The following is a 24,409-nucleotide window of genomic DNA, read 5'->3' on the forward strand; positions in this document are numbered from 1 at the left end:
CCCCCTTGAGACGTTGGACCGCACGGATACCCGGCTCACCGGGGTTATTCCTGCGATCGCCCGTCGCGCGGGGTCGACCGTTCCGATCAGGGCCGTCCGACTCCGGGTCGGATGGGGCGGGGGCGCGGATACGACAGGGCGCCCGCCGGAATCCGGCGGGCGCCCCGTAACGGTGCGACTGGGCGGTCAGCGGCGGCTCTCGCCGCTGCCGATCTCCTCGCGCTCGGGTCGGGCCTCGACCGGCGGGTGCCCCGGCGAGACCGGCGCCTCGACCGGCTTCTCGATCGGGTAGAAGAAGCCCCGGATGGCCGGGCCGAGGGCCCCCAGCCGGTTCATCTTCTTGGGCACGACCCAGCCCACGTAGTCCAGCTGGCCGTGACCGTCCGCGTGCCCGTTGGACGCGCTGAGCGGCTGGTGCACCTCGACGAACCGACCGTCCGGCATACGCCGGATGATGCCGGTCTCCACGCCGTGGGCGAGCACCTCCCGGTCGTGCTGCTGCAGGCCCAGGCAGAGCCGGTAGGTGACGTAGTACGCCAGCGGCGGGACCACCAGCAGGCCGATCCGGCCCGCCCAGGTCATCGCGTTCAGGCTGATCTGGAACTTGTCCGCGATCACGTCGTTGGCGCCGGAGAGCGTCAGCACGATGTAGAACGAGACGGCCATGGCGCCGACGGCGGTCCGGGCCGGAGCGTCCCGGGGCCGCTCGAGCAGGTTGTGGCTCTTGCGGTCCTTGAGGTGCCGGGCTTCCAGGAACGGGTACATCGTCGACAGGCCCACCAGGATGCCGGGCAGCACGACAGTCGGCCAGAACAGCGGCGGGATGACGTACCCGTCGCCGATCGGGATGGGGATCTCCCAGGCCGGCATGAGTCGGGTCGACCCGTCGAGGAACATGACGTACCAGTCGGGCTGGCTGGCGGCCGAGACCACCCACGCCTCGTACGGGCCGAACAGCCAGATCGGGTTGATCTGGAACAGACCGCCCATCAGCGCGATGACGCCGAAGACGACCATGAAGAAGCCGCCCTGCTTCAACGCGTACCGGGGGAACATCCGCTCGCCGACCACGTTGTTGTTGGTCCGGCCGGGGCCGGGCCACTGGGTGTGCTTCTGCTTGAAGACCAGACCCAGGTGGACGCTGATCAGTGCGACCAGCAGACCCGGGATGAGCAGCACGTGGGCGATGAAGAACCGGCTGATGATGATCGTGCCCGGGAACTCGCCGCCGAAGACCGACGAGGTGACCCAGGAGCCGATCACCGGGATGGACAGCATGATCGCCGAGGCGATCCGCAGGCCGGTGCCGGAGAGGCCGTCGTCCGGCAGCGAGTAGCCGGTGAAGCCGGCCAGGAAGCCGACCCAGAACAGCAGCGAACCGATGATCCAGTTGGTCTCACGCGGCTTGCGGAAGGCGCCGGTGAAGAAGACCCGCAGCATGTGCACGACGATCGCGGCCATGAACAGCAGCGCCGCCCAGTGGTGCATCTGCCGCATCACCAGACCGCCGCGGACGTCGAACGAGATGTCCAGGCTGGAGGCGTACGCGGCGGACATCGGGGTGCCCTGCAACGGCGCGTAGCTGCCGTCGTAGACCACCTCCGTCATCGCCGGCTCGAAGAAGAAGGTGAGGAACACACCGGTCAGCAGCAGCACGACGAACGAGAACAGCGCGATCTCGCCGAGCAGGAAGGACCAGTGGTCCGGGAAGACCTTGTTCAGCAGTTTGCGCAGCGGGGTGGCCACCGCGAAGCGGTCGTCCACTCCCACCGCGGCCTTGCCCGGCGTCGCCGCAAGGTCAAGCTTTCGACGCTTCATGGCCGCTCCCAGAAATCAGGCCCGACGGTCTCGGTGTAGTCGGACTTCGCCACGAAGAAGCCCTCGGAGTCCACCTCGATCGGCAGCTGCGGCAGCCGCCGGCTGGCGGGGCCGAAGATGGGCCGGGCGTTGTCGGTGATCAGGAACTGGGACTGGTGGCACGGGCAGAGCAGCCGGTTGGTCTGCTGCTCGTACAGGCTGGCCGGGCATCCCGCGTGCGTGCAGATCTTGGAGAACGCCGCGTAGTTGCCCCACATGTAGTCGCCGTGACCGACCCGCTCGTTGGCCCGGCGCGACTCCTGCGCGTCGGAGTCGCGGAGGTGGATCAGCAGCGTCGGCGAGTCGGCGTGCCTGTTGCTCACGCCGTGGTCGATGCCGGGGAAGACGGTCAGCTGCCCACCGGTGCTGATGTCCGCCGGGCGGATCGGACGGCCGTCCTCGCGGACCAGGCGGATCCGCTGGCCGCCCTCGGCCGCGGCGAACCCGGTGGTGAACATCTGGTTGTTCTTGTGCGGCTGCGAGATCAGACCGCCGACCAGCGGCGCCGCGGCGACCGCGGCGACCGGCGCGAGACCGGCCAGCAGCGAGATGCCGAGCAGCGGGCGACGCTTCACGCCCAGCTCGTCAGCCATGTAGAGCATGGTCTGACCGGTGATCGTGCGGCCTTCGGAGTCCACCTGACCCTCGTGCCGGTCCTGGATCGAGACCTCCTTGGGCAGCAACTTCTTGCCCCAGGTCAGGATGCCGAAGCCGACGGCGAGCAGCGCCACGCCGAGGGTGAAGCCGAGCAGCGGGGTGTAGAACTTGTCGCCGCCCCGGCCCGCCTCGTACTGCCACGGCCACCAGATGTAGATGGCCAGGAACGCGGTGGCGGCCAGGCCGGTGATCAGGAAGAAGCCGGCGACCACCCGGGTCAGCCGACGCTCCGCCTTGGTGCCCGGCAGCACCTGCGGCTCGTAGTGGACGATCTCGATGTCGTCCCGGCGCGCGCCCTCACGAACGATGTCGAACCGGGTCAGCTTGGGGTCGTTCACGTCGAGCGGCTCCTGGCCCTGCGGGGCCTGGTGCTCGGTGTGGGTGCTCATGCCGTCACCTCGCTACGGGTGGCGCCGAGCGGCACCACAGCACTGAATCGGATGGCCTGCTCGATCACGACTTACCCGCAATCCACAGGCTAGCGAAGACGAGCGCCACGATGCCGACCAGGAAGATCGCCAGGCCCTCGGTGGACGGGCCGTACCGGCCGAGGTTGAACCCACCCGGGTCCTGGTCGTGCTTCAGCGTCTCCTGGATGTAGGCGATGATGTCGGCCTTCTGCTCCGGCCGGAGCTGGTTGTCGCCAAACACCGGCATGTTCTGCGGGCCGCTCAACATCGCCGCGTAGATCTGGCGGTCGGTAGCGGGGTGCAGGCTCGGGGCGAACTTGCCCGAGGAGAGCGCACCGCCGCCGCCACCGAAGGCGTGGCACTGCGAGCAGTTGATCCGGAACAGCTCACCGCCGGCCGCGATGTTGCCGTCCTCGCGGAGGTCGTCGCCCTCGGGCACGACCGGACCGCCGCCGAGTTCCTGGATGTACTGGGCCAGCTGGCGGGTCTGCTCGTCGGTGAAGACCGGGGGCTTGCGGTGCGCCTGGGCCTCCTGGCGGGCCAGCGGCATCCGCCCGGAGCTGACCTGGAACTCGACAGATGCCGCGCCGACGCCGATCAGGCTCGGCCCGCGGCCCTCGACACCCTGGGCGTTGCGGCCGTGGCAGGTCACGCAGCTCACGTCGAACAGCGCCTTGCCCTCGGCGGCGGCGCCGGTCAGCTGCGGGTTGTCCTGCGCCTGGGCGCCCGGGGCGAAGACGGTGTATGCGCCGCCGGCGAGCATCAGCGCGGCGATCAGCCGGACCGCGGCGCCCAGCCGGCGGCGGCCCCTGCTGCGCGCGGCGGGCCGCTCACGCAACCGCGCGAGCAGACCGCGTCGGCGGTCGTTGTCAGAAGTCATGAGCGGTGTCCTTAACCGGTTGGACCTGTCTCAGGGGACGGAGCAGCAGCGCGGAATGTGACGCGCAAGATCACTGGAGCCAGTAGATCATGGCGTACAGCCCGATCCACACGACGTCGACGAAGTGCCAGTAGTACGACACGACGATCGCCGACGTCGCCTGCGCCGGAGTGAACCGGCCCATGGTCGTACGGACCATGAAGATGATGAAGGCGATCAGACCACCGGTCACGTGCAGGCCGTGGAAGCCGGTGGTCAGGTAGAACACCGACCCGTACCCGTCTTCGTTGATCTTGATGCCGTCGGCGACCAGGTGCCGGTACTCGTTCAGCTGGCCGAGGACGAAGATCAGGCCCATCACGAAGGTGACGGTGAACCAGCGCCGCAGCGCGTGCACGTCACCCTTCTCCGCCGCGAAGACGCCGAGCTGGCACGTCACCGAGGACAGCACCAGGATCACCGTGAAGGTGGTCGCGTACGGGATGTTCAGCGCCTCGGTGTGCTTCTCCCACTGCTCCGGCGCAGCCGCGCGGATGGAGAAGTACATCGCGAACAGCGCCGCGAAGAACATGAGTTCGCTGGAGAGCCACACGATCGTCCCGACGCTGACCATGTTCGGTCGGGTCAGGGAGTGGATCCGGCTCTTGTCAATGGCTGGGGCCGCAGTCACGCCGTCATTATTGCCCCTGACCGGGGCCGGCGATCAGCGGGGGGCCAAACCTGCGCCTTCCGTGGCCCGAGCGTCAGGGTCCGGTTCGCCTGGCCTAGCCTGAAAAGCGTGCTGCACGTCGATCCGATCTTCGCCGCCACCTCGGCCCCGCCGCCGTTCACCGTCGGCGCGGTGCTGAGCGAGACCCGGCTGGACAGCTGGCTGGCCCTCGGCCTGGTGCTCGCCGCCGGCCTGTACCTCTACGGGGTGTACCGGCTGCGCCTGCGGGGCGACCGCTGGCCGGTCGCCCGTACGGTGTTCTTCCTCGGCCCCGGGCTGGGCGGCATCGCGCTCGTCACGGTCAGCGGGCTGCACGCGTACGACACCGCGCTGCTGTCCGTGCACATGATCCAGCACATGGTGCTGTCCATGGTGGCACCGATCTTCCTGGCGCTGGGCGCACCGATGACCCTGGCCCTGCGGACCCTGCCTCTCCGGCCACGCAAGCGCCTGCTCGCGATCGTGCACAGCCGGGTCGCCCGGGTCTACAGCTTCCCGCTGGTGGCGTTCGCCATCTTCGTGGTCAACCCGTTCGTGCTGTACTTCAGCGATCTGTACCGCTACACCCTGGAACACGCCTGGGCGCACGAGCTGGTGCACGCGCACTTCATCATGACCGGCTGCGTGTTCTTCTGGCCGCTGCTCGGCCTCGACCCGCTGCCCGGCCGCTGGCCGTACCCGGCGCGGGCGCTGCTGATGCTGCTCTCCGTGCCGTTCCACACAGTGCTCGGCCTCACCATCATGCAGAGCAGCACGCTCTTCGGCGGCGACTGGTACCCGTCGCTCAACCTCGGTTGGGTCGACCCCTGGCAGGATCAGGTGGTCGCCGGCGGCATCCTCTGGGCCGGTGGCGAGTTCGTCAGTGTGACGATGCTCGCGGTGCTTGTGGTGCAGTGGGTCAAGCAGTCCGAGCGGGAGGCCCGCCGGGTGGACCGCGAGCTGGACCGCCAGGAGGCCCGCGACCGCGCCGCCGACGCCGCGCCCGCCTGAGCTGCCCGGACGGTACGCCCCGACGCGCGACGCCGGGCGGGATGTCGGCTACGTCACGCCGACCGGTACGATCTGCGGGCAGCTACGAGGTGGAAGCGGAGTGCCGGCATGAGCGATCGTCTTTGCACCGTTTTGCTCTACAGCGACGACCCGCAGGTCCGTGATCGGATGCGGATGGCCGTCGGCACCCGGCCCGCGCCCGGTCTGCAGATCGAGTTCGTCGAGGCGTCGACCTACGCGGAGACCATCCGGCTGGTCGACGACTACGAGATCGACCTGCTGCTGCTCGACGGCGAGGCGAGCCCGGGCGGCGGCATCGGCATCGCCCGGCAGGTCAAGGACGACCGGGACGACGCTCCCCCGACCTGCCTGGTGATCGCCCGCGCCGCCGACCGATGGCTCGCCGCGTACGCCGAGGTCGACGCGACGCTGGTGCACCCGCTCGACCCGGTGACCACCGGCGGCACGGTGGCCGAGCTGCTGCGGACGCACGCACCCGCCTGACGTCCCACGCTCGTCCGGCACCCCCACGGCGCCGGATCTCCTCGGCGCCGGTTCCAGCCCACCCGCACTTCGCATGCTCGGGAGGCCCGCCATGGGCGATCGGACCTGGCCGCACCTGCTCAACGCGCTGCTGCGCGGTGACGAACTGTCCACCGCCGACACCGCGTGGGCGATGGACGAGATCATGACCGGCTCGGCGAGCGCGGCGCAGATCGCCGCCTTCGCCGTGGCGCTGCGGGCCAAGGGCGAGACCCCCGCGGAGCTGGCCGGCCTGGTGGAGGCGATGCTGGGTCGCGCAGTCCCGGTGGCACTCCCCGAGGAACTGCGCCGTACCGCGCTCGACGTGGTCGGCACCGGCGGTGACCTCGCCCACACGGTCAACATCTCGACGATGACGGCGCTGGTGGTCGCCGGCGCGGGCGTCCGCGTCGTCAAGCACGGCAACCGGGCCGCGTCCTCCCTGTGCGGCACCGCCGACCTGCTGGAATTCCTCGGCATCCCACTGGATCTCGGCCCGGAGCACGTCGCCCGCTGTGTCGAGGAGGCCGGCATCGGGTTCTGCTTCGCTGCCCGCTTCCACCCGGGGATGCGGCACGCCGGCCCGGTCCGCCGCGAGGTGGGCGTACCCACCTTCTTCAACTTCCTCGGCCCGCTGACCAACCCGGCCCGCCCCCGGGCGGGCGCGGTCGGCTGCTTCGACCTCCGGATGGCCCCGGTGATGGCCAGCGTGTTCGCGGGCCGTGGCGACTCGGCGATCGTGATGCGCGGCGAGGACGGGCTGGACGAGTTCACCACCGCCGCGCCGACCCGGATCTGGGCGGCCCAGGGCGGCACCGTACGAGAGGCCGTGCTGGACGCCACGGACCTGGGGGTACCCCGGGCCACCCTGGCGGATCTGCGGGGCGGTGACGCCGCGTACAACGCGGGGGTTGCCCGTCGCCTGTTGGCCGGCGAGACGGGCCCGGTCCGAGACGCGGTGCTTGTCAACGCGGCGGCGGCGCTGGCCACCCAGGGCCCACTGGACGGCGACCTGACCGAGGCGCTCCGCGCCGGCCTGGCCCGCGCGGCCGAGTCGATCGACTCCGGCGCGGCCGCCGCGACCCTGGACCGCTGGATCGAGACCGCCACCGCCTGACCTCACCACCGCAAGGCCCGCCGGCGCCGCAAGGCCCGCCAGCGCCGCCCGACCCGTCGGCGGGCGGCGACTCGGCCGGTGATCGACTCGGGTTTCGTGAATCTGCGGTGTCCGGGCAGCCCGGATGCCCCGACGTCAATGATGTCGAGTGGATCACGTGCCGACAGCGACCAGTGGGCGACCGTGCGCGGAGATTTGTCGGACCCGTCTGGGAAACTACAAGTGAGTAGTTCTCTGCTGCCGTCGGTGCGTCGTTGTCGCATCCGAGGGTGGTCCGCCTGGTATCCGAGAGGAGACGCCCGTGTCGCATCGCGAGTTCCACTGCAACGTCTGCGAGGGCGTGGCGCTGTTCGAGGCGCCGCCCTGCGTCGACGGCCACGGCACCGACTGTCCAGAGCTGATCTGCATCGGCTGCGGCGCGGCCGTGATGGTCGGCACGTTCGCCTTCCCGGTCACCCGGCTGGCCGCCCGCCAACGCCAGCCCGCCCGCCCCCGCGCCGCCTGACCGGCGCACCGCCTAACCGCTGCACCGCCAGACTGCCCGCGCCGCCTGACCGCTGCGCCCCCAGACTGCCCGCGCCGCCCGACCGCCGTGTCACCCGAGGCGGGGTGGACATGACCGAAGGCCCGCTCCCCTCTGGGGGAACGGGCCTTCGTCGTGCCGGGTCGGTCGCGACGGCGACCGGGTCGGTCAGTGCTCCGCGGTGCGCCGGGTGCCGCTGTAGTACTCGAACAGGAGCCCGCAGGCGGAGAAGACGACGGCCAGCAGGCCGGCGCCGATCAGCCAGTACTGCCAGAACACCATGCCGAGCGCGGCGATCGCGGCGGCCAGCGCCAGACCGAACGGCCAGTAGCTGCCCGGGCTGAAGAAGCCGACCTCACCAGCACCATCGGCGATCTCGGCGTCCGGACGGTCCTCCGGGCGCAGGTCGATGCGGCGGGAGACGAACCAGAAGAAGCCACCGCACATCGAGCAGAGCAGGAACGACAGCAGCAGGGCAACGGTGCCGACCCACTCGACGCCGCCCGACTCCCCGTGCGTCCAGGCGCCGTAGAGGATGGTGGCACCGAAGAGGAACCCGGCGATGATCAGGAAGATACGCCACTCGGTCTTCATGCGGCTGCCTCAGCTTCCCGTGCGGGCCGGAACGTCGTCCGGGTTGAAGTTGTCCTGCGTCCGCCGCGTGTCGAACGGCTGCGTGGTCTGCGCGTACGGCTGCTCACCGATCGCGGACAGCGCATCCTGGGTGGACTTGCCGCTCTGCTTGGCCGCGAGGAACTGGTCGTACTTCTCCGGCGAGACCACCCGCAGCTCGAAGTTCATGAACGCGTGGTAGCTGCCGCACAGCTCGGCGCAGCGCCCGACGTAGGCACCCTCGGCGTCCAGGCTGGAGACCTCGAACACGTTGCGGATCTTGCCCGGCATGACGTCCCGCTTGAAGAGCAGCTCCGGCACCCAGAAAGAGTGGATGACGTCGCGGCTGGTCTCCTCGAACCGGATGGACCGGTTGGTCGGCAGCACCAGCACCGGGATGACCTCACTGGTGCCGAGCGTCGACGCCGTGGTGCGGGCTTCAGTGCCCTGACCGTCGCGGTAGTTGAACTGCCAGTTCCACTTGAACGCGACGACCTCGACCGTGACGTCCGGGTTCTTCGACAACTTGTCGACGTCGGTCTGCACGATCGCCGTGTAGTAGAAGAGCACGGAGACGATCAGGATCGGCGCGATGGTGTAGAGGAACTCCATCGGCATGTTGTAGCGGGTCTGCACCGGCAGCGCGTTGCCACGCTTGCGGTAGCGCACGACGCACCAGAAGATCAGGCCCCACACGAAGACGCCGACCGCGAGCGCGGCGATGCAGGAGGCGATCCACAGGTCGTACATCCGCTTGGACTCCGGCGAGATGCCGCCCTGCGGCCAGCCGAAGCCGTCGAACGTCTGACCGACGTCACAGCCCGTGAGCAGAACCAGCAACGCCACGCCACCGAGACCGAGCCCGGCCAGGCGACCAGCACCACGCCCCCGGCGTCCACCAACCCCTGGGGAAGCGCTGTGCCGTACGGCCGACGGCCGTACCTCCGAACTCCTTGCGACCACCTGGTCCTGCCTCCCTAGCGCGCCGCGGTGCGTCCTTCGTCAGCACCGGCGGCAAAGGCGTCACCGACGGTCGCAGATTACTCGACCATGACGGACTCGGCCGTGGTGGGGTCACTGTCCGACCCCCATCGGGGGGATCCTAGGCATACCGCCGCGATAGCGTTGCCACCTGTGAGCGCGAGGAGTGAGCCGGGGTTGCGAGCCCCGCAGCCGCGAACGAAGGCAGGTCCATGAGCGCGAGGAGTGAGCCGGGGTTGCGAGCCCCGCAGCCGCGAACGAAGGCAGGTCCGTGAGCGCGAGGAGTGAGCCGGGGTTGCGAGCCCCGCAGCCGCGAACGAAGGCAGGTCCGTGAGCGCATCCCCGGTCTACCTGGACGCGGCGACCGCCGCGCCGATGCATCCGGTCGCGCGGCAGGCGCTGTTGGCCGCGCTCGACGACGGCTGGGCCGACCCGGGCAAGCTGTACACGCAGGCCCGCCGGGCCCGGCAACTGCTCGACGCCGCCCGCGAGGCCACCGCGCTGACGCTCGGCGTCCGCGCCGACGAGGTGTCCTTCACCCCCAGCGGTACGACCGCAGCGCACGGCGCGGTGCTCGGCGGCCTGGCGGGGCGGCGCCGGGTCGGGTCGACGCTTGTGCACTCGGCGATCGAGCACTCGGCGGTGCTGCACGCGGCGGAGCGGCACGTCGGCGCGGGCGGGTCCGCCACCGAGGTGCCGGTCGACCGGTTGGGCCGGCTGGACCTGGCCGCGTGGTCGAGCGCGGTTCGGGCCCCGGGGGTCGCGCTGGCCGCTTTGATCACCGCCAGTCACGAGGTGGGGACTGTGCAGCCGGTCGCCGAGGCGGCGGCCGCGTGCGCCGACGCGGGTGTGCCGCTGTACGTGGACGCGGCCCAGTCGGTGGGCCGGGTGCCCCTGCCGGCCGGTTGGTCGGTGCTCACGGCGAGCGCCCACAAGTGGGGCGGGCCACCCGGGGTGGGGGTGCTGGCGGTCCGCAAGGGCGCCCGCTGGGAGTCACCCTGGCCGGCCGACGAGCGGGAGAGCGGGCGTACCCCAGGGGTGGTGAACCTGCCGGCGGTCGTGGCGGCGGCGGCGAGCCTGCGGGCGGCGGCGGCCGACGCGGCTGCCGAGGCGACCCGGCTGGCCGCCCTGGTGGACCGGGTCCGGGAGCGGGTCGCGGCGGAGGTGCCCGACGTGGAGGTGGTGGGCGACCCGGTGCTCCGGCTCCCCCACCTGGTCACCTTCTCGTGCCTGTACGTCGACGGGGAAGCGCTGCTGCACGCCCTCGATCGGCGGGGCTTCGCCGTGTCGTCCGGCTCGTCCTGCACCTCGTCCACGCTGCGCCCGTCGCACGTGTTGGAGGCCATGGGGGTGCTCTCGCACGGCAACGTGCGGGTCAGCCTGCACCGGGAGACGACCGAGGCGGACGTGGAGCGGTTCCTGACCGAGTTGCCGGGGATCGTCGCCGGGCTGCGCGCCGAGGCCGGGGTGGTGGGGCTGTGACGATGCCGGACGAGGTGATCGACTGCCGGGGGCAACGCTGCCCGCTGCCCGTGATCGCGGCGGCGCGACGGATGCCCGAGGTGCCGGTCGGCACTGTGGTCCGGGTGCTGGCCGACGACCCGGCGGCGGCGGTCGACATCCCCGCCTGGTGCCGGATGCGCGGCCAGGAGTTCCTCGGCTCGGTCGACGGCCCGGACGGCCCCGCCTACGACGTCCGCCGCACCCACTGACCCCACCACCGCCTCACCAGGCGTCGATCATGGAGTTGTGGTGGGGGACAAAAGCCGCAGAGAGCTGCCATTCGACCACCACAACTCCATGATCCACTCGACAGGAGCGGGTTACGGGAGGAGGTGGGGGCGGACCTCTTCCGCCGCGGCGTCGCCGTAGGACTCGGCCAGCCGCTTGACGAACAGGTCGCGGCGGACGTCGTACTCCTGGGTGCCGACGGTCTCCAGGACCAGCGTGGCCAGCAGCGAGCCGACCTGGGCGGCCCGCTCCAGGCCGAGGCCCCAGGAGAGCGCGGTGAAGAAGCCGGCCCGGAAGCCGTCGCCGACGCCGGTCGGGTCGACCGCCCGGATCTCCCGCGCGATCGGTACGTGGATCGGGTCGATGCCGCGCCCGGCGATCTCCACACCGTGCTTGCCCAGCGTGGTGACCCGCACTTTGACCAGGTCCAGCAACTGGTCGTCGCTGAGCTGCGCCTTGCTCTGCAGCAGCGACTTCTCGTAGTCGTTGGTCATCAGGTACTCGGCGCCTTCGATCAGCGCCACCACGTCCTCGCCGGGCATCCGGGCGAGCTGCTGGGACGGGTCGGCGGCGAAGGCGTACCCGCGGCTGCGGCACTCGGCCGAGTGGCGCAGCATCGCCTCGGGGTCGTTGGCGCCGACCAGCACCAGGTCCAGACCGCCGAGCCGGTCGGCGACCGGGGCCAGCTCGATGTTGCGGGCCTCGCTCATCGCACCGGCGTAGAACGACGCGATCTGGCACATGTCGGTGTCGGTGGTGCAGACGAAGCGGGCGGTGTGCGCCACCTCGCTGATGTGTACCGAGTCGCAGTCCACGCCGTGGCGCTCCAGCCAGGAGCGGTAGTCGGCGAAGTCGGCGCCGACGGCGCCGAGCAGCACCGGGCGCAGGCCGAGCTGACCCATCCCGAAGGAGATGTTCGCCGCCACACCACCTCGGCGGAGCACCAGGTCGTCGACAAGGAAGGAGAGGGACACCTTGTGCAGCTGATCGGCGATGAGCTGGTCGGCGAAGCGACCGGGGAAGCTCATCAGGTGATCGGTGGCGATCGAGCCGGTGACGGCGATCTTCATGTCAACCCTCGGGGTCGGGAGCAGGGCGCGGTCAGCCTACCGGCACGGCAACCCGATGGTCACCGCTCGGTCGGACAACGGCAACCAGCCCGCCACGGCCTCCGTCGGGACCGCTCCCAGACCGGCGCGACCGCCGACCGGTACGACGATGGGGCCGTTCCGGAGAACGGCCCCATCGTCGCTGGTGTGTGTGGTGTGACTCAGTTGAACGAGTCACCGCAGGCGCAGGAGTTGCCCGCGTTGGGGTTGTCAATGGTGAAGCCCTGGGCGTCGATCCGGTCGGCGAAGTCGATCGTCGCGCCGGAAAGGTACGGGGCGCTCATCCGGTCGACGACGACCTCGACACCACCGAAGTCGGTCACGACGTCACCGTCGAGCGAACGCTCGTCGAAGAAGAGCTGGTACCGCAGGCCGGAGCAGCCGCCCGGCTGCACGGCGACGCGGAGCCGCAGGTCGTCGCGGCCCTCCTGCTCGATCAGGGCCTTGACCTTCTGCGCCGCGACGTCGGTGAGGACGACGGAAGTAGGGGCCTGGGCCTCGGTCGACTCGGTCTGCGCTGGCGTGGTCACGTGGAAGTCTCCCTGCGCGGTTTTGGGTCCGGACGCACTGGCCAACGTCGCACGCCGTCCAGTGATTCCCGGTTGTGGTCCTCAGCCGATCGTACGCCGCCTCGGGCGGGTGCACCCGCGTGGCGTGACCGCCGCCCCAGGTAGGCCCCGGTCGGGGCGGGCGCACGGGCGGTCGGGACGCTCAGCGGCTCCACTGCCGGGCCAGCCGGGCGCCCAGCTCGCGCAGCCCCTCCGCGGGCCGGCTCAGCGCGGCGTCGAGCCCGCCGCCCTCCTCGCCGCCGAAATGCTCCACCAGGCTGTACGCGTCGGTCACCCCCGCCGAGGCGGCCTCCCGCCGGCCGGTGCTCACCTGCCCGGCCACCACCACACAGGGCACTCCCCGGTCCCGGGCGGCGCCGGCCACCCCGGCGACGACCTTGCCGCGCAGCGACTGGTGGTCGAACGACCCCTCCCCGGTGATCACCAGGTCGGCGGTGTCCAGCGCGGCGTCGAGTCGGGTGGCCCGGGTGACCAGGCCGATCCCCGACTCGCAGTCGCCGCCAAGGGCGAGGAGCGCGGCACCGATGCCGCCGGCGGCCCCGCCCCCGGGCAGCGCGCCGAGCCCCGCCGGGCAGCCGGCCAGGTCCCGTTCCAGCACCGCCGCGAAACGCTCCAGGGCCGCGTCGAGCAGCAGTACGTCAGCCCGGTCGGCGCCCTTCTGCGGGCCGAACACGTTGCTCGCGCCGTGCAGGCCGAGCAGGGGGTTGTCCACGTCGGTGGCCGCGACCAGCCGGACGCCGCGCAGCCGGGGCGCGCCGTCCAGCGCGTCGACCGCGGCGAGTGCCGCCCCGCCGTACGGCAGAGCGGCGCCGCCCTGGTCGAGGGGGGTCACGCCCAGCGCGGCGAGCATTCCGGCGCCGGCGTCGTTGGTGCCGGAGCCGCCCAGCCCGATCACCACAGTGCGGGCACCGCTCTCCACAGCGGCGGCCACCAACAGACCCAGCCCGTACGAGGTGGTGCTCTTCGGGTCGCGCTCGGCCCCGGAGAGCAGGTGCAGGCCGCACGCCTGCGCGCTCTCCAGATAGGCGGTCGCGCCGTCGGCGGTGAGCAGGATCTCACCGGCCGCCGGCCGGCCCAGCGGATCGACAGTCGCCACCGGCACCCGCCGGCCACCGAGGGCTTCGGCGAGCACCTCCACGAAGCCCGGCCCGCCGTCGGCGAGCGGTCGGATCAGCAGATCGTCCCCCTCGGTGACGGTGCGCCAACCGGCGGCGACGGCGGCGGCCACCTCCGGTGCGGACAGGGTGCCGGCGAACTTGTCCGGGCAGAGCAGCACGCGCATGCCGAGCAGTGTGGCAGCCCACACCGAGCGAAGCTGCGTCGCGCTCGCGCTGTGGGACCATTGGCTACGTGACTTCGACCTGGGTGGAACCCTCCAACACGGCGACGGCTCTGCTGCTGCTCGGCCGGGGCAGCGACCCCGACACCGAGCGCGGCGTCGAGTGTCCGGGCGACCTGCCGGCGCCCAGCGATCCGGATCTGGTGGCCCGCGCCACCGCCGCGAAGGCGAAACTGGGCAGCAAGGTCTTCGTCCTGGGGCACCACTACCAGCGCGACGAGGTGATCCAGTTCGCCGACGTGACAGGCGACTCGTTCAAGCTGGCCCGGGAGGCCGCGGCCCGCCCGGACGCGGAGTACATCGTCTTCTGCGGCGTGCACTTCATGGCCGAGAGCGCCGACATCCTCACCACCGACGCCCAGCGGGTGATCCTGCCCGACCTCGCGGCGGGTTGCTCGATGGCGGACATGGCGGTGCTGGGCCAGGTCGAGGCCGCGTGGGACACGCTGACCGAGTTGGGCATCGCCGGCGAGACAGTGCCGGTGACGTACATGAACTCCTCGGCGGACATCAAGGGCTTCGTGGGCCGCAACGGCGGCGTGGTCTGCACCTCGTCCAACGCCAAGCGCGCCCTCGACTGGGCCTTCGAGCAGGGGTCGAAGGTGCTCTTCCTGCCGGATCAGCACCTGGGCCGCAACACGGCGGTGCTGGAGATGGGCCTGTCGCTGGACGACTGCGTTCTCTACGACCCGCACAAGCCCGGTGGCGGGCTCACCCCGGAGCAGCTGCGCGACGCGAAGATGATCCTGTGGCGGGGGCACTGCTCGGTGCACGGCCGGTTCACCCTGGAGAGCGTCAACGACGTACGGGAGCGGGTGCCCGGGGTCAACGTCCTGGTCCACCCGGAGTGCCGGCACGAGGTGGTCACGGCCTCCGACTACGTCGGGTCCACCGAATACATCATCAAGACCATCGAGGCTGCTCCGGCCGGCTCGGCGTGGGCGCTCGGCACCGAGCTGAACCTGGTCCGCCGGCTCGCGCTGGCGCACCCGGACAAGCAGATCATGTTCCTGGACAAGGCCGTCTGCTACTGCTCGACGATGAACCGGATCGATCTGCCGCACCTGGTGTGGGCCCTGGAGGAGCTGGTCGCGGGCCGGGTGGTCAACCAGATCACGGTGGACGCCGACACCGCGCACCACGCCCGGGTGGCGCTGGATCAGATGCTCGCGCTGCCTGGCGCGGACACTCCACCGCCGGCGGTGTCCTGATCACGATCCGTAGCGCTCTTGGTACGCAAAAGTGCCGGATCACCGATTAATGCCACACACGCCGATGTGACCGAGTCGTTTTTCGTCACCGAGGGCTATGCTGCCCAAGCGACGACACACGCGGGCCGTTTCGATATGGCCGCATCCGGGGTAGCGACAAGGTTCAGGCACCCCACCATCAACACGGCAGCACCGACGCGCTGGAGGTTGCGTTGACCGACGACGTCCTGGTTGTGCACGGAGGTACTCCGCTCGAAGGGCGGATCCGCGTGCGCGGCGCGAAGAACCTGGTATCGAAGGCGATGGTCGCCGCGCTGCTCGGCGACAGCCCGAGCCGGCTGTTCGACGTGCCCAAGATCCGCGACGTCGAGGTGGTGCGAGGTCTGCTCGGCCTGCACGGCGTCAAGGTCACCGACGGCACCGAGGACGGCGAGCTCGTCTTCGACCCGGCGAACGTGGAGAGCGCCAGCACCGACCAGATCAACGTGCACGCCGGTTCCAGCCGGATCCCGATCCTGTTCTGCGGCCCGCTGCTGCACCGCCTCGGGCACGCGTTCATCCCGGATCTGGGCGGCTGCCACATCGGCCCGCGCCCGATCGACTTCCACCTCCAGGCACTGCGCGAGTTCGGCGCCACTGTCGACAAGCGGCCGGAGGGGTTGCACCTGTCCGCGCCCAACGGGCTGCACGGGACCAAGTTCGCCCTGCCGTACCCGAGCGTCGGCGCCACCGAGCAGGTGCTGCTGACCGCCGTGATGGCCGAGGGCGTCACCGAGCTGCGCAACGCCGCGGTGGAGCCGGAGATCATCGACCTGATCTGCATCCTGCAGAAGATGGGCGCGATCATCAAGGTCCACACCGACCGGGTGATCGAGATCCAGGGCGTGCCCAAGCTGCACGGCTACACCCACCGGCCGATCCCGGACCGGATCGAGGCGGCGAGCTGGGCGGCCGCCGCCCTGGCGACCCGTGGTCACGTCGAGGTGCTGGGCGCGCAGCAGGCCGACATGATGACCTTCCTGAACATCTTCCGCTCGGTCGGCGGCGAGTACGAGGTCACCGACGCCCGCGCGCCGAAGCTGGGCGACCCGGGCCAGGAGGGCGGCATCCGCTTCTGGCACCCGGGTGGCGAGCTGAACGCGGTGGCGCTGGAGACCGACGTGCACCCCGGCTTCATGACCGACTGGCAGCAGCCGCTGGTCGTGGCGCTGACCCAGGCCCGAGGCCTGTCGATCGTCCACGAGACGGTCTACGAGCAGCGGCTGGGCTACACCGAGGCCCTCAACTCGATGGGCGCCAACATCCAGGTCTACCGGGACTGCCTCGGCGGCACCCCGTGCCGCTTCGGCCGGCGCAACTTCAAGCACTCCGCAGTGATCGCCGGGCCGAGCAAGCTGCACGCCGCCGACCTGGTCATCCCGGACCTGCGGGCCGGGTTCAGCCACCTGATCGCGGCGCTCGCCGCCGAGGGCACCTCCCGGGTGTACGGCGTGGACCTGATCAACCGGGGCTACGAGGACTTCGAGGCGAAGCTCGCCGACCTGGGCGCGCACGCCGAGCGTCCGTAACCTCGGTCACCCATCGTTCGGCTACGACGGCTCCAGGTCGCGCTGCGACCTGGAGCCGTCGGCCGCTGTACCGCGATGTGCACCGGGCGCGGACCGTTGGCTACCCTTGCCGCGTGCCGTCGCTCTTTCGCCGCAAGTCCACCGACCTCGTCGACGAGGCCGTCTCCTCGGTGACCCCCGAGGAGACCGCTGAGCGTCCCCGGGGTTACACCCCGGCCAAGGGTCGGGAGACGCCGAAGCGGCCCACCGTCGGCCGTCGCCCGGCCGGCCCCACCCGCCCCCTCACCAAGGAGGAGGAGCGGGAGCGTCGCCGCCAACTGCGCGCCGAGGCCGCGTCGGAGTTCCGCCGCGAGGGCGGCCCCCGCGACCGTGGCCCGGAGCGGCTGCTGGCCCGCAACGTGGTCGACTCCCGTCGTACCGTCGGCACCTGGTTCTTCGGCGGCGCGCTGATCGCGCTGGTCGGGTCGAACGCGGCCATGCCGGCGCTGGTCCGGCTGATCTCCAACGTGGTCTGGGGCGCGCTGGCTCTGGGCATGGTCGTCGACTCGGTGCTGATCTGCCGCAAGATCGGCAAGCTGGTCCGGGAGCGCTTCCCGAAGACCGACCAGCGGATGGGCTCGCTCTACCTCTACGCGGTCATGCGGTCGATCACCTTCCGGCGGATGCGCGCTCCGGCGCCCCAGGTCAATCTCGGCGACAAGGTCTGACCCCGGGCTCCCACACCCGCAGGATCCGCACGACATGAGCGAAACTGCTGCCTCAGACATCTCAGAGGCAGCAGTTTCGCCGTATCTGCGCGGACTGTGCCGCGGGTTCATCATGCTGAACGGGTTGCCGTTGTTCGCCACACCGAACGTTCGACCCAATGGAGCGAAGGCATGCCTTCGGAACCGGCTGCCCCGCTGGCCACCATCGCCGCCGCCCTGCGCCGGGAGCGGGAACGGGTCAACATCTCGCTGACCGAGCTGGCCCGCCGGGCGGGGGTGGCCAAGTCCACCCTCTCCCAACTGGAGTCGGGCACCGGCAACCCGAGCGTGGAGACGCTCTGGGCGTTGGGTGTCGCCCTCGGCGTGCCGTTCAGCCGACTGGTGGAGCCCGTCGACGACGGCGTACGGGTCATCCGGGCGGGGGACGGGCCGCACGTCCGCTCCGAGCAGGCCGACTTCAGCGGAACGCTGCTCAGCGCCGGCGCGGCGCACCTGCGCCGGGACGTCTACCTGATCAGGCTGGAACCGGGCTCGGTCCGGGCCGGACACGGACACACCCCCCGCAGCATCGAGCATGTGGTGGTCGCCGCCGGCCGGCTGCGGGTAGGGCCCGAGGCGACGCCTGTGGAACTCGACCCCGGCGACTACGCCACGTTCCCCGGGGACGCCCCGCACCGTTACGAGGCGCTCGCTCCCGGTACGTTCGCCGTCCTCATCATGGAGCATCCCTGAACGAGCGCGGCGATCCCGCCGGAGCCGGATGGTCTCCGAGTGCGGTAGGGTCGGAGTCCAGATTCGGTTATAGGACCAAATGTCCGAAACCAATGGGATAACGTTTGCGCCGGTGGGCGGCACCACAGTGGCGGTGAGCGAGCCCACGCCGTTACCCTCCATCCGCAGCCACGGCCTGCCGGAGCGGCGACCTGACCGGCATGTGCGGCCCCAGCGCGACAATTTGCAACGAGGTGACAACGCGTGAGCGAGCGGACGCGAGCCGGCCACCGGGGCGTGGCAGGCGGCGACCGGACGCCCAGCGATCACCCCGCGACGGCTGCGGACAGCTCACGCCCGGCGAGTATCGGCCCCGCGGCCGGGTGTGGCGACGGGCTCCACGGATGAACGGCCGCTACACCGACCGGTGGCCGGACCCGAACGAGCCGTCCTGGGTGGTAGAACCGACCACCGAGTGGCACCCCCAGTTCCCCGGCCAGCGCTACCCCGGCGACATCGGCATGCCGCACCAGCCGCCACCGCGTGGCCGGGCGACGGTGTCCGGCCGCGCCGAGGTGCCACCGCTCGCGCCCACCCGCCCGGACGGCACCTACCTCGGCCGGTCGTGGTCCGACGAACCACCGGCGGAACAGGCACCCCAGGGCCGGTCCTGGGTGGACGACGAGCCGGGCGAGACACCGGCCTACGGCCGGCTCCGGGGCGACGAGCGCCCGGCGGACACCTCCGTCTACGGCCGGCCCGACACCGCCGACTCCCGCCACTACGACCACGAGCCGTACCGTCGTCCGCTGCCGGAGCCACCCCGCCGCGACGAACGCCGCTCCCCCGAGTCGGACCGGCGTACCGCCTGGTCCGACCGCCGCCCCGTCGAGGAGCGGGGGCCCGCACGGGAAGCCGCCTGGCATCGGGACCAGCCCAACCCCGAGCGGTACGACAGCCGTCGCCCGCGGCAGGAGCCCACCGAGCGGGATCGGGGTTACCGGGGCACGCCGCCGGTGTCCCCCGCGCCCCGGCCCGAACCCGGCTGGGTGCCCGAGCCGGACGACGCACCACGTCGGCGCGGCACACCGGAGCGACCGGCCGCCGGTTACGAGCGGCACCCCGACGACGGGTACGCCGTCCGACCCACCCGCGACCACGACGGCCGGATCGCCGACGCGGCCGACCCGTGGGCGCCCTTGGACGACCGCACGCGATACCGCGCCGACGGATACCCGGACCGGGCCGCCGACGACCTGCGCCGCCCCGAGCCGCGCTACCGGGCGGACGAGGGCATCGGCGCAGCGCCCTCACCCAACGGTGGACGGCGGCGTCGCCCCGAAACGGACCTGCCCGACCAGCCCCGCCTCGACGACGACCGGCGCCGACCCGACCCCGACCCGCACTGGCAGCAGCCCCGTGAGGCGGCAGCCCGCGCCGAGGCGTACCCGGACCGGCGACCCCGCGAGCAGGCCCGCCCGGACGCGTACCGCGAGAACGGGTACCGCGAGGACGCACCTCGTGAGGACGCCCACCGCGAGCCCCGCCCGCAGCCGGGCCAACGGCCGGACGGCAGCCTGCCCTGGCCACCGCCGGGTCCGGTGCGCCAGGACCGCACCCCGGACCGCGCCCGGGAGCCGGGTCACCGCACCGACCCACCCCGCACCGCCGATCCGCACCGCACCGCAGACCCGCACCGCACCGACCCGCACCGCAGTCCCGACCCGCACCGCAGCGCGGACCCCCACCGCAGCGCCGAGCCGGGCATCGCGTCGCGGCCGGCCGCCCGGTCCGAACGGCCGACGGCCACGCCGTCCCGGCCCGACGATCGACCGACGGCCACCCCGGCGCGGTACGACGATCGGTCGGTACGCCCGGCCGCGACCGCGCCGCCCGCGGCCGGCCGGGCCATGCCGGTCCCACCGGTCTCCCCGGAGCGACCGGTGTCGCCGGCCCCCGTCTCGCCCGGTTGGGACCGACCGCTGTCGGCCGTCCCGGTCTCCCCCGCGACCCCGGAACGGCCGGTGTCACCGGCACCCGACTCCCCCGCCACCCGCGGCGGGGACCGACCGGTGTCAGCCGTCCCCGCCTCCCCGGAACGGCCGGTGTCACCGGCACCCGTCTCTCCCGCCGCGCCAGGTCGGGACCGACCGGTGTCCGCCGTTCCGGTCTCCCCCGCCGCCGACCGGCCCGTCTCGGGGCCACCCGCCGCCCGCCTGCGGCTGGAGTACCTGCCCGCGCAGGTGGACCCGCCCGGCGCCGACGAGCGGTCGGCTGCCCCGCCAGCACCGGCACACCGGCCACTTGCCGAACCGCCACCGGCGTCCGGGGCCCACCCCACCCCGCCGCCGCGTTACCCCGGCCCCGGCACCGGGGGCCACCCTGCGAAGCAGCGGCGCGGCGACGAGCCGGACCGCCGTCGGGTCGGCGACCCGACGGCCGGCACCGCACCGACCGACCGCCGCCCGGTCTCCCCGGACCGCTCGCCCTCCCCGGAGCGGCCACACTCCGCCGATCGCCCGGCCGCGCCGCCGCGCCCGTACTCGCCGGAGCGACCGGCCCCGACGGCGGACGCACGCCCGTCGGTCGCCCCGCCACCCACCTGGCAGGCGCCGGAGCCACCGGCAACCCGTCCCGTCCCGCCCCCGGCCGACCCGACCCCCGCGGCTTCGGCTCCTGCGGCCTCGCAGCCGCCGGCAGAGGACGTCGTGCCGGCGCTTCCGCTGGCCCCCGGTACGCCGCGCCGCTACGTACCCCCGCCGCCCTCGGAAGAGCCGGTGGCGCCCGTTCGCGAGCCGGACGACGTCCCGCGTGCCCGAGGGCCGGAAGCGTGGTTCAGCCCCGCCCCGCCCGCTGAATCCGACCAGGATGAGCCGACGACGGATCAGCAGTCGTTCGACCCGGCCGACGACGACTCGACGGCCGGCGACCCCGACCTCGCCACGACACCGGCCGCACCGGACGCGGAGGAGACGTCGACGCCGAGGGTCGATACCCACCTCGACGTGGCCGACGAGCACCCCGGCGGGTCGACACCAGACGACGCCTTCGCGCCGGTCGTCTCCGCGCCGCCCGCCCGCCCGGTCTCCGTGCCGCCCGCCGACTCGGTCTCCGATGCCCCCCGGCTCTGGGCGGACGACCTGGAGGACGACCCGCTTCCCGCTGCGGACGCGGGAACGGTGGACGGCGACCAGCCCGTCTCCGGCGCACCTGTCGTCGCGATGCCCCACCAGCGGACCGAAGCCGACCTCGACGCCGAGGGCGAGGCCGACCAGCAGCTCTCCACCGCTTCGCCCTCCGAGGACACCGATCCGGTCGAGTACGGCCCGACGGACGAACTCACGCCACACGCCGAGCCGGCGGAACCGGCTGACGATCCGAGCACGAGCCTGACCGATGGCTGGCAGGACGACGAGTGGCCGGTCGACACCGCGCTGCCCGTGCCAGCTGCGGACGACACGAGCCCGCCGCCCGTCTCCGCACCGCCCGCCTCCGCACCGACTGCCTCGGTCACGCCGGTCTCCGCGCCCCCGGCACCGCCTATTTCGGCCCCGCCCGCAGCACCCGTCTCCGCGCCGCCAGCGTTCGCCGAGACACCCGTCTCCGCGCCGCCAGCGCCTGAGGCAGCGCCCGTCTCCGCGCCGCCAGCGCCTGAGGCAGCGCCCGTCTCCGGGCCGCCGGCGTCGGTGGAGCCGACGTCCGGGCCACCCGCCTCGGCCGTACCCGGTCCGCGCAGCGGTGAAGACGCGGTGAACGTGCCGGTGTCCGCGCCACCCGACGACGCGCCGCCGGTGGTGACCCGCCCGTCACTGGCCGACCCGGGCGACCCGGAACAGGTGCTGGCCGCGTACCGGTGGCGGTTGGACCCGGTCACCCTGCGCGAGGAGCTGACCGAGCCGGACGACCTGCGGGCCATCCGGCGGCGGTTGACCGAGAAGTTGGGCTCGGCTGTCGACAACCGTGCTCGGGCGCGTCTGCTCAGCCTGCGGGCGGTGGCGTCGCGGATCCTCGGCGACCTCGACGACGCGCTGGCCGACGGTCGGCTCGCCCTCACCTACGCCGAGGCGACCGGCGAGCTGCGCCGGACCGCGCTGGCCCAGGCCCGGCTGGCCCACGTGCTGCGCTGGCGCGGCGACTTCGCCGAGGCGGACCAGCTCTTCGCCCAGGCCAACTCGGTCGAGTTGCCCGACCGGTTGCGGGCCGCGCTGCACGAGCACGCCGGGCGGTCGTCCTACGACCAGGGACGGCTCATGGAGGCCTGCGAACACTTCGAGAAGGCGCTCGACCTGCGCGGCGCGGGCGACGCCGAACTGCTGGACCGGGTCCGGGTGGCCCTGGACGCGGTCACCGTCCGGGCCGAGGCGGATGGCTTCGGGCCGTACCCCCGGGGTCGGGACGAGGTGCTCGACCGGGACCGGCCCCCGTTGCCGCACCGGGACGGGCCGCTCTGGGGTTACACCAGCCAGGACGGCGACGTGGTCATTCCCGCCCGGTACGCCGAGGCGCAGCCCTTCCACGACGGGTTGGCCTGGGTCCGGCGGCCGGACACCGACCGCTGGTCGCTGATCAACCTGCTCGGCACGACGGTGATCCCACCGTCCTTCCGGGCGGCGCACCCGTTCAGCGACGGCCTGGCCTGGGTGGTCGGCGAGGGCGGTTGGACGGCGATCGACGCGACCGGCGCGGTGCAGGTCGCACCCAACTTCGCCGAGGTACGACCGTTCCGGCGCGGGCTGGCCGCGGTGCGACGTGAGGGGTGGGGGGCGGTCGACCGGACCGGCCGGATCGTCGTGCCGACCCGCTACCACGGCTTCGTCACCGAGTTGGCCGACGGCCAGCAGATCGACGGTTTCACCGACGAGGGGCTCGCCGTGGTCGACGTGGCGGGTCGGCGGGGCGTGGTGGACCGCACCGGCACGGTGCTGGTCCCGCCGTCGCACCCGATGCTGGTCATCCACCCGGTGGCGTTCCTGGTCGAGAGCGGCAACGGGCGGTGGGGCGCGCTGGACCGGCGCGGCGTGCCGCTCATCGACCCGGTGCACGGCGATCGCGCCGAGGTGCTGGAGGAGATCGACCGGCTACTCACCGACGCCAACCCGGTTCTCTGAGTCACCGATCGCCATCGGTGATCCACTAGAGCTAGGGTCGGTACATGGAATTCCGACACCTGGGCCGTTCCGGCCTGATGGTCAGCGAGATCTCGTACGGCAACTGGATCACCCACGGGTCGCAGGTCGAGGAGGACGCCGCGTTCGCCTGCGTCCGGGCCGCACTCGACGCGGGGATCACGACCTTCGACACCGCCGACGTGTACGCCGGCACCCGAGCCGAGGACGTGCTCGGCCGGGCGCTGGAGAACGAGCGCCGGGAGGGCCTGGAGATCTTCACCAAGGTCTACTGGCCGACCGGGCCGGGCCGCAACGACCGTGGCCTGTCCCGCAAGCACATCATGGAGTCGATCAACGGCTCGCTGCGCCGGCTGCGTACCGACTACGTGGACCTCTACCAGGCCCACCGGTACGACTACAGCACGCCGCTGGAGGAGACGATGGAGGCGTTCGCCGACGTCGTGCACTCCGGCAAGGCGCACTACATCGGGGTCTCCGAGTGGACCGCCGAGCAGCTGCGCGCCGCGCACCCGCTCGCCCGGGAGCTGCACATCCCGCTGGTCTCCAACCAGCCGCAGTACTCGATGCTGTGGCGGGTCATCGAGAGCGAGGTGGTGCCGGCCAGCGAGGAGCTGGGCATCGGGCAGATCGTCTGGTCGCCGATGGCGCAGGGCGTGCTCTCCGGCAAGTACCTGCCGGGGCAGCCGCCGCCGGCCGGTTCCCGCGCCACCGACGAGAAGTCCGGCGCGGGCTTCATCTCCCGGTTCATGAACGACGACGTGCTGACCCGGGTGCAGCAGCTCAAGCCCATCGCCGAGCAGGCCGGGCTGAGCATGGCCCAGCTCGCCGTGGCGTGGGTCCTGCAGAACCCGAACGTCTCCTCGGCGATCATCGGCGCGTCCCGCCCCGAGCAGGTGCACGACAACGTGAAGGCGGCCGGGGTGAAGCTCGACGCCGACCTGCTCAAGGCGATCGACGACATCGTCGGGCCGGTCACCGAGCGGGACCCGGCAAAGACCGAGTCACCCGCGCAGCGTCCCTGACACGGGTCCGGCCCGGCCGGCGTGGGTGTTGCACGCCGACCGGGCCGGTCAGCCC

Annotated in this window: 21 protein-coding genes; 12 read left to right on the forward strand and 9 right to left on the reverse strand. The window is 72.1% G+C overall.

Going from position 1 to position 24,409, the window contains the following annotated elements; all coding sequences use genetic code 11:
* Nucleotides 1–186 precede the first annotated feature (186 nt).
* From qcrB to ctaE, 4 genes are all read right to left on the reverse strand, one after another.
* Complete coding sequence (qcrB, locus tag IW249_RS00580; protein ID WP_196918971.1) at nucleotides 187–1,818, reverse strand: cytochrome bc1 complex cytochrome b subunit; 1,632 nt, start codon at nucleotides 1,816–1,818, stop codon at nucleotides 187–189.
* Nucleotides 1,815–2,903 carry a cytochrome bc1 complex Rieske iron-sulfur subunit gene (gene qcrA, locus IW249_RS00585; protein WP_196918972.1) on the reverse strand — a complete coding sequence of 363 codons (1,089 nt, stop codon included), beginning with the start codon at nucleotides 2,901–2,903 and terminating at the stop codon, nucleotides 1,815–1,817. Before qcrA ends, qcrB begins: the two co-directional genes overlap by 4 nt.
* A 64-nt stretch (nucleotides 2,904–2,967) precedes the next feature.
* Nucleotides 2,968–3,804 carry a cytochrome bc1 complex diheme cytochrome c subunit gene (qcrC, locus tag IW249_RS00590; protein WP_091407516.1) on the reverse strand — a complete coding sequence of 279 codons (837 nt, stop codon included), beginning with the start codon at nucleotides 3,802–3,804 and terminating at the stop codon, nucleotides 2,968–2,970.
* A gap of 70 nt (nucleotides 3,805–3,874) precedes the next feature.
* Nucleotides 3,875–4,474, reverse strand: coding sequence for an aa3-type cytochrome oxidase subunit III (gene ctaE / locus IW249_RS00595; protein WP_112582810.1), 600 nt, complete (start codon nucleotides 4,472–4,474; stop codon nucleotides 3,875–3,877).
* 108 nt (nucleotides 4,475–4,582) lie between these two features.
* On the opposite strand from ctaE, the gene IW249_RS00600 reads away from it, so the two are divergent.
* From IW249_RS00600 to IW249_RS00615, 4 genes are all read left to right on the forward strand, one after another.
* A complete protein-coding gene (locus IW249_RS00600) occupies nucleotides 4,583–5,503 on the forward strand; it encodes a cytochrome c oxidase assembly protein (RefSeq protein ID WP_372432918.1) in 921 nt (306 codons plus the stop codon).
* A 108-nt stretch (nucleotides 5,504–5,611) separates the two neighbouring features.
* A complete protein-coding gene (locus IW249_RS00605) occupies nucleotides 5,612–6,007 on the forward strand; it encodes a helix-turn-helix domain-containing protein (RefSeq protein ID WP_196918973.1) in 396 nt (131 codons plus the stop codon).
* Nucleotides 6,008–6,098: 91 nt separating this feature from the next.
* A complete protein-coding gene (trpD, locus tag IW249_RS00610; RefSeq protein ID WP_196918974.1) occupies nucleotides 6,099–7,142 on the forward strand; it encodes an anthranilate phosphoribosyltransferase in 1,044 nt (347 codons plus the stop codon).
* 301 nt (nucleotides 7,143–7,443) lie between these two features.
* Nucleotides 7,444–7,647 (forward strand): hypothetical protein, encoded by a 204-nt coding sequence (locus tag IW249_RS00615; RefSeq protein ID WP_196918975.1) that lies wholly within the window; start codon nucleotides 7,444–7,446, stop codon nucleotides 7,645–7,647.
* 186 nt (nucleotides 7,648–7,833) lie between these two features.
* Here the strand turns inward: IW249_RS00615 and IW249_RS00620 are convergent, their stop codons facing one another.
* Nucleotides 7,834–8,259, reverse strand: coding sequence for a cytochrome c oxidase subunit 4 (locus tag IW249_RS00620; protein WP_196918976.1), 426 nt, complete (start codon nucleotides 8,257–8,259; stop codon nucleotides 7,834–7,836).
* 9 nt (nucleotides 8,260–8,268) lie between these two features.
* Nucleotides 8,269–9,240, reverse strand: a complete 972-nt coding sequence (ctaC, locus tag IW249_RS00625; protein ID WP_196918977.1) for an aa3-type cytochrome oxidase subunit II — start codon at nucleotides 9,238–9,240, stop codon at nucleotides 8,269–8,271.
* 348 nt (nucleotides 9,241–9,588) lie between these two features.
* Here ctaC and IW249_RS00630 point away from each other — a divergent pair, with 348 nt between their 5' ends.
* The gene (locus IW249_RS00630; protein WP_196918978.1) at nucleotides 9,589–10,740 is read left to right on the forward strand and encodes a cysteine desulfurase family protein; all 1,152 of its coding nucleotides are present in this window, start codon (nucleotides 9,589–9,591) and stop codon (nucleotides 10,738–10,740) included.
* Nucleotides 10,737–10,970, forward strand: coding sequence for a sulfurtransferase TusA family protein (locus IW249_RS00635; protein WP_196918979.1), 234 nt, complete (start codon nucleotides 10,737–10,739; stop codon nucleotides 10,968–10,970). The genes IW249_RS00630 and IW249_RS00635 overlap by 4 nt, the downstream gene beginning before the upstream one ends.
* 111 nt (nucleotides 10,971–11,081) lie before the next feature.
* Here the strand turns inward: IW249_RS00635 and IW249_RS00640 are convergent, their stop codons facing one another.
* The 3 genes from IW249_RS00640 to IW249_RS00650 form a co-directional block, all read right to left on the reverse strand.
* Entirely contained in the window at nucleotides 11,082–12,059 is a 978-nt protein-coding gene (locus IW249_RS00640; protein ID WP_196918980.1) for a carbohydrate kinase family protein, read from the reverse strand.
* 200 nt (nucleotides 12,060–12,259) lie between these two features.
* Nucleotides 12,260–12,628 carry an iron-sulfur cluster insertion protein ErpA gene (gene erpA, locus IW249_RS00645; RefSeq protein WP_007463211.1) on the reverse strand — a complete coding sequence of 123 codons (369 nt, stop codon included), beginning with the start codon at nucleotides 12,626–12,628 and terminating at the stop codon, nucleotides 12,260–12,262.
* Nucleotides 12,629–12,809: 181 nt separating this feature from the next.
* A complete protein-coding gene (locus IW249_RS00650) occupies nucleotides 12,810–13,949 on the reverse strand; it encodes a glycerate kinase family protein (protein WP_196924567.1) in 1,140 nt (379 codons plus the stop codon).
* Nucleotides 13,950–14,017: 68 nt separating this feature from the next.
* Between IW249_RS00650 and nadA the strand changes: the two genes are divergently transcribed.
* The 6 genes from nadA (at nucleotide 14,018) to IW249_RS00680 (ending at nucleotide 24,354) form a co-directional block, all read left to right on the forward strand.
* A complete protein-coding gene (gene nadA / locus IW249_RS00655) occupies nucleotides 14,018–15,217 on the forward strand; it encodes a quinolinate synthase NadA (RefSeq protein ID WP_196918981.1) in 1,200 nt (399 codons plus the stop codon).
* A gap of 212 nt (nucleotides 15,218–15,429) precedes the next feature.
* Nucleotides 15,430–16,785, forward strand: coding sequence for a UDP-N-acetylglucosamine 1-carboxyvinyltransferase (murA, locus tag IW249_RS00660; RefSeq protein ID WP_030337972.1), 1,356 nt, complete (start codon nucleotides 15,430–15,432; stop codon nucleotides 16,783–16,785).
* Between the two features lie 113 nt (nucleotides 16,786–16,898).
* Complete coding sequence (locus IW249_RS00665) at nucleotides 16,899–17,492, forward strand: DUF3043 domain-containing protein (RefSeq protein ID WP_196918982.1); 594 nt, start codon at nucleotides 16,899–16,901, stop codon at nucleotides 17,490–17,492.
* Nucleotides 17,493–17,663: 171 nt separating this feature from the next.
* Nucleotides 17,664–18,224, forward strand: coding sequence for a helix-turn-helix domain-containing protein (locus tag IW249_RS00670; RefSeq protein ID WP_196918983.1), 561 nt, complete (start codon nucleotides 17,664–17,666; stop codon nucleotides 18,222–18,224).
* Nucleotides 18,225–18,607: 383 nt separating this feature from the next.
* The gene (locus IW249_RS00675; RefSeq protein ID WP_231392364.1) at nucleotides 18,608–23,311 is read left to right on the forward strand and encodes a WG repeat-containing protein; all 4,704 of its coding nucleotides are present in this window, start codon (nucleotides 18,608–18,610) and stop codon (nucleotides 23,309–23,311) included.
* A 44-nt stretch (nucleotides 23,312–23,355) separates the two neighbouring features.
* Nucleotides 23,356–24,354: an aldo/keto reductase family protein gene (locus IW249_RS00680; RefSeq protein WP_196918984.1), complete on the forward strand. Its 999-nt coding sequence runs from the start codon at nucleotides 23,356–23,358 to the stop codon at nucleotides 24,352–24,354.
* Nucleotides 24,355–24,409: the final 55 nt, after the last annotated feature.

This window comes from Micromonospora vinacea (genome assembly GCF_015751785.1).
GTDB classification, from domain to species: domain Bacteria; phylum Actinomycetota; class Actinomycetes; order Mycobacteriales; family Micromonosporaceae; genus Micromonospora; species Micromonospora vinacea.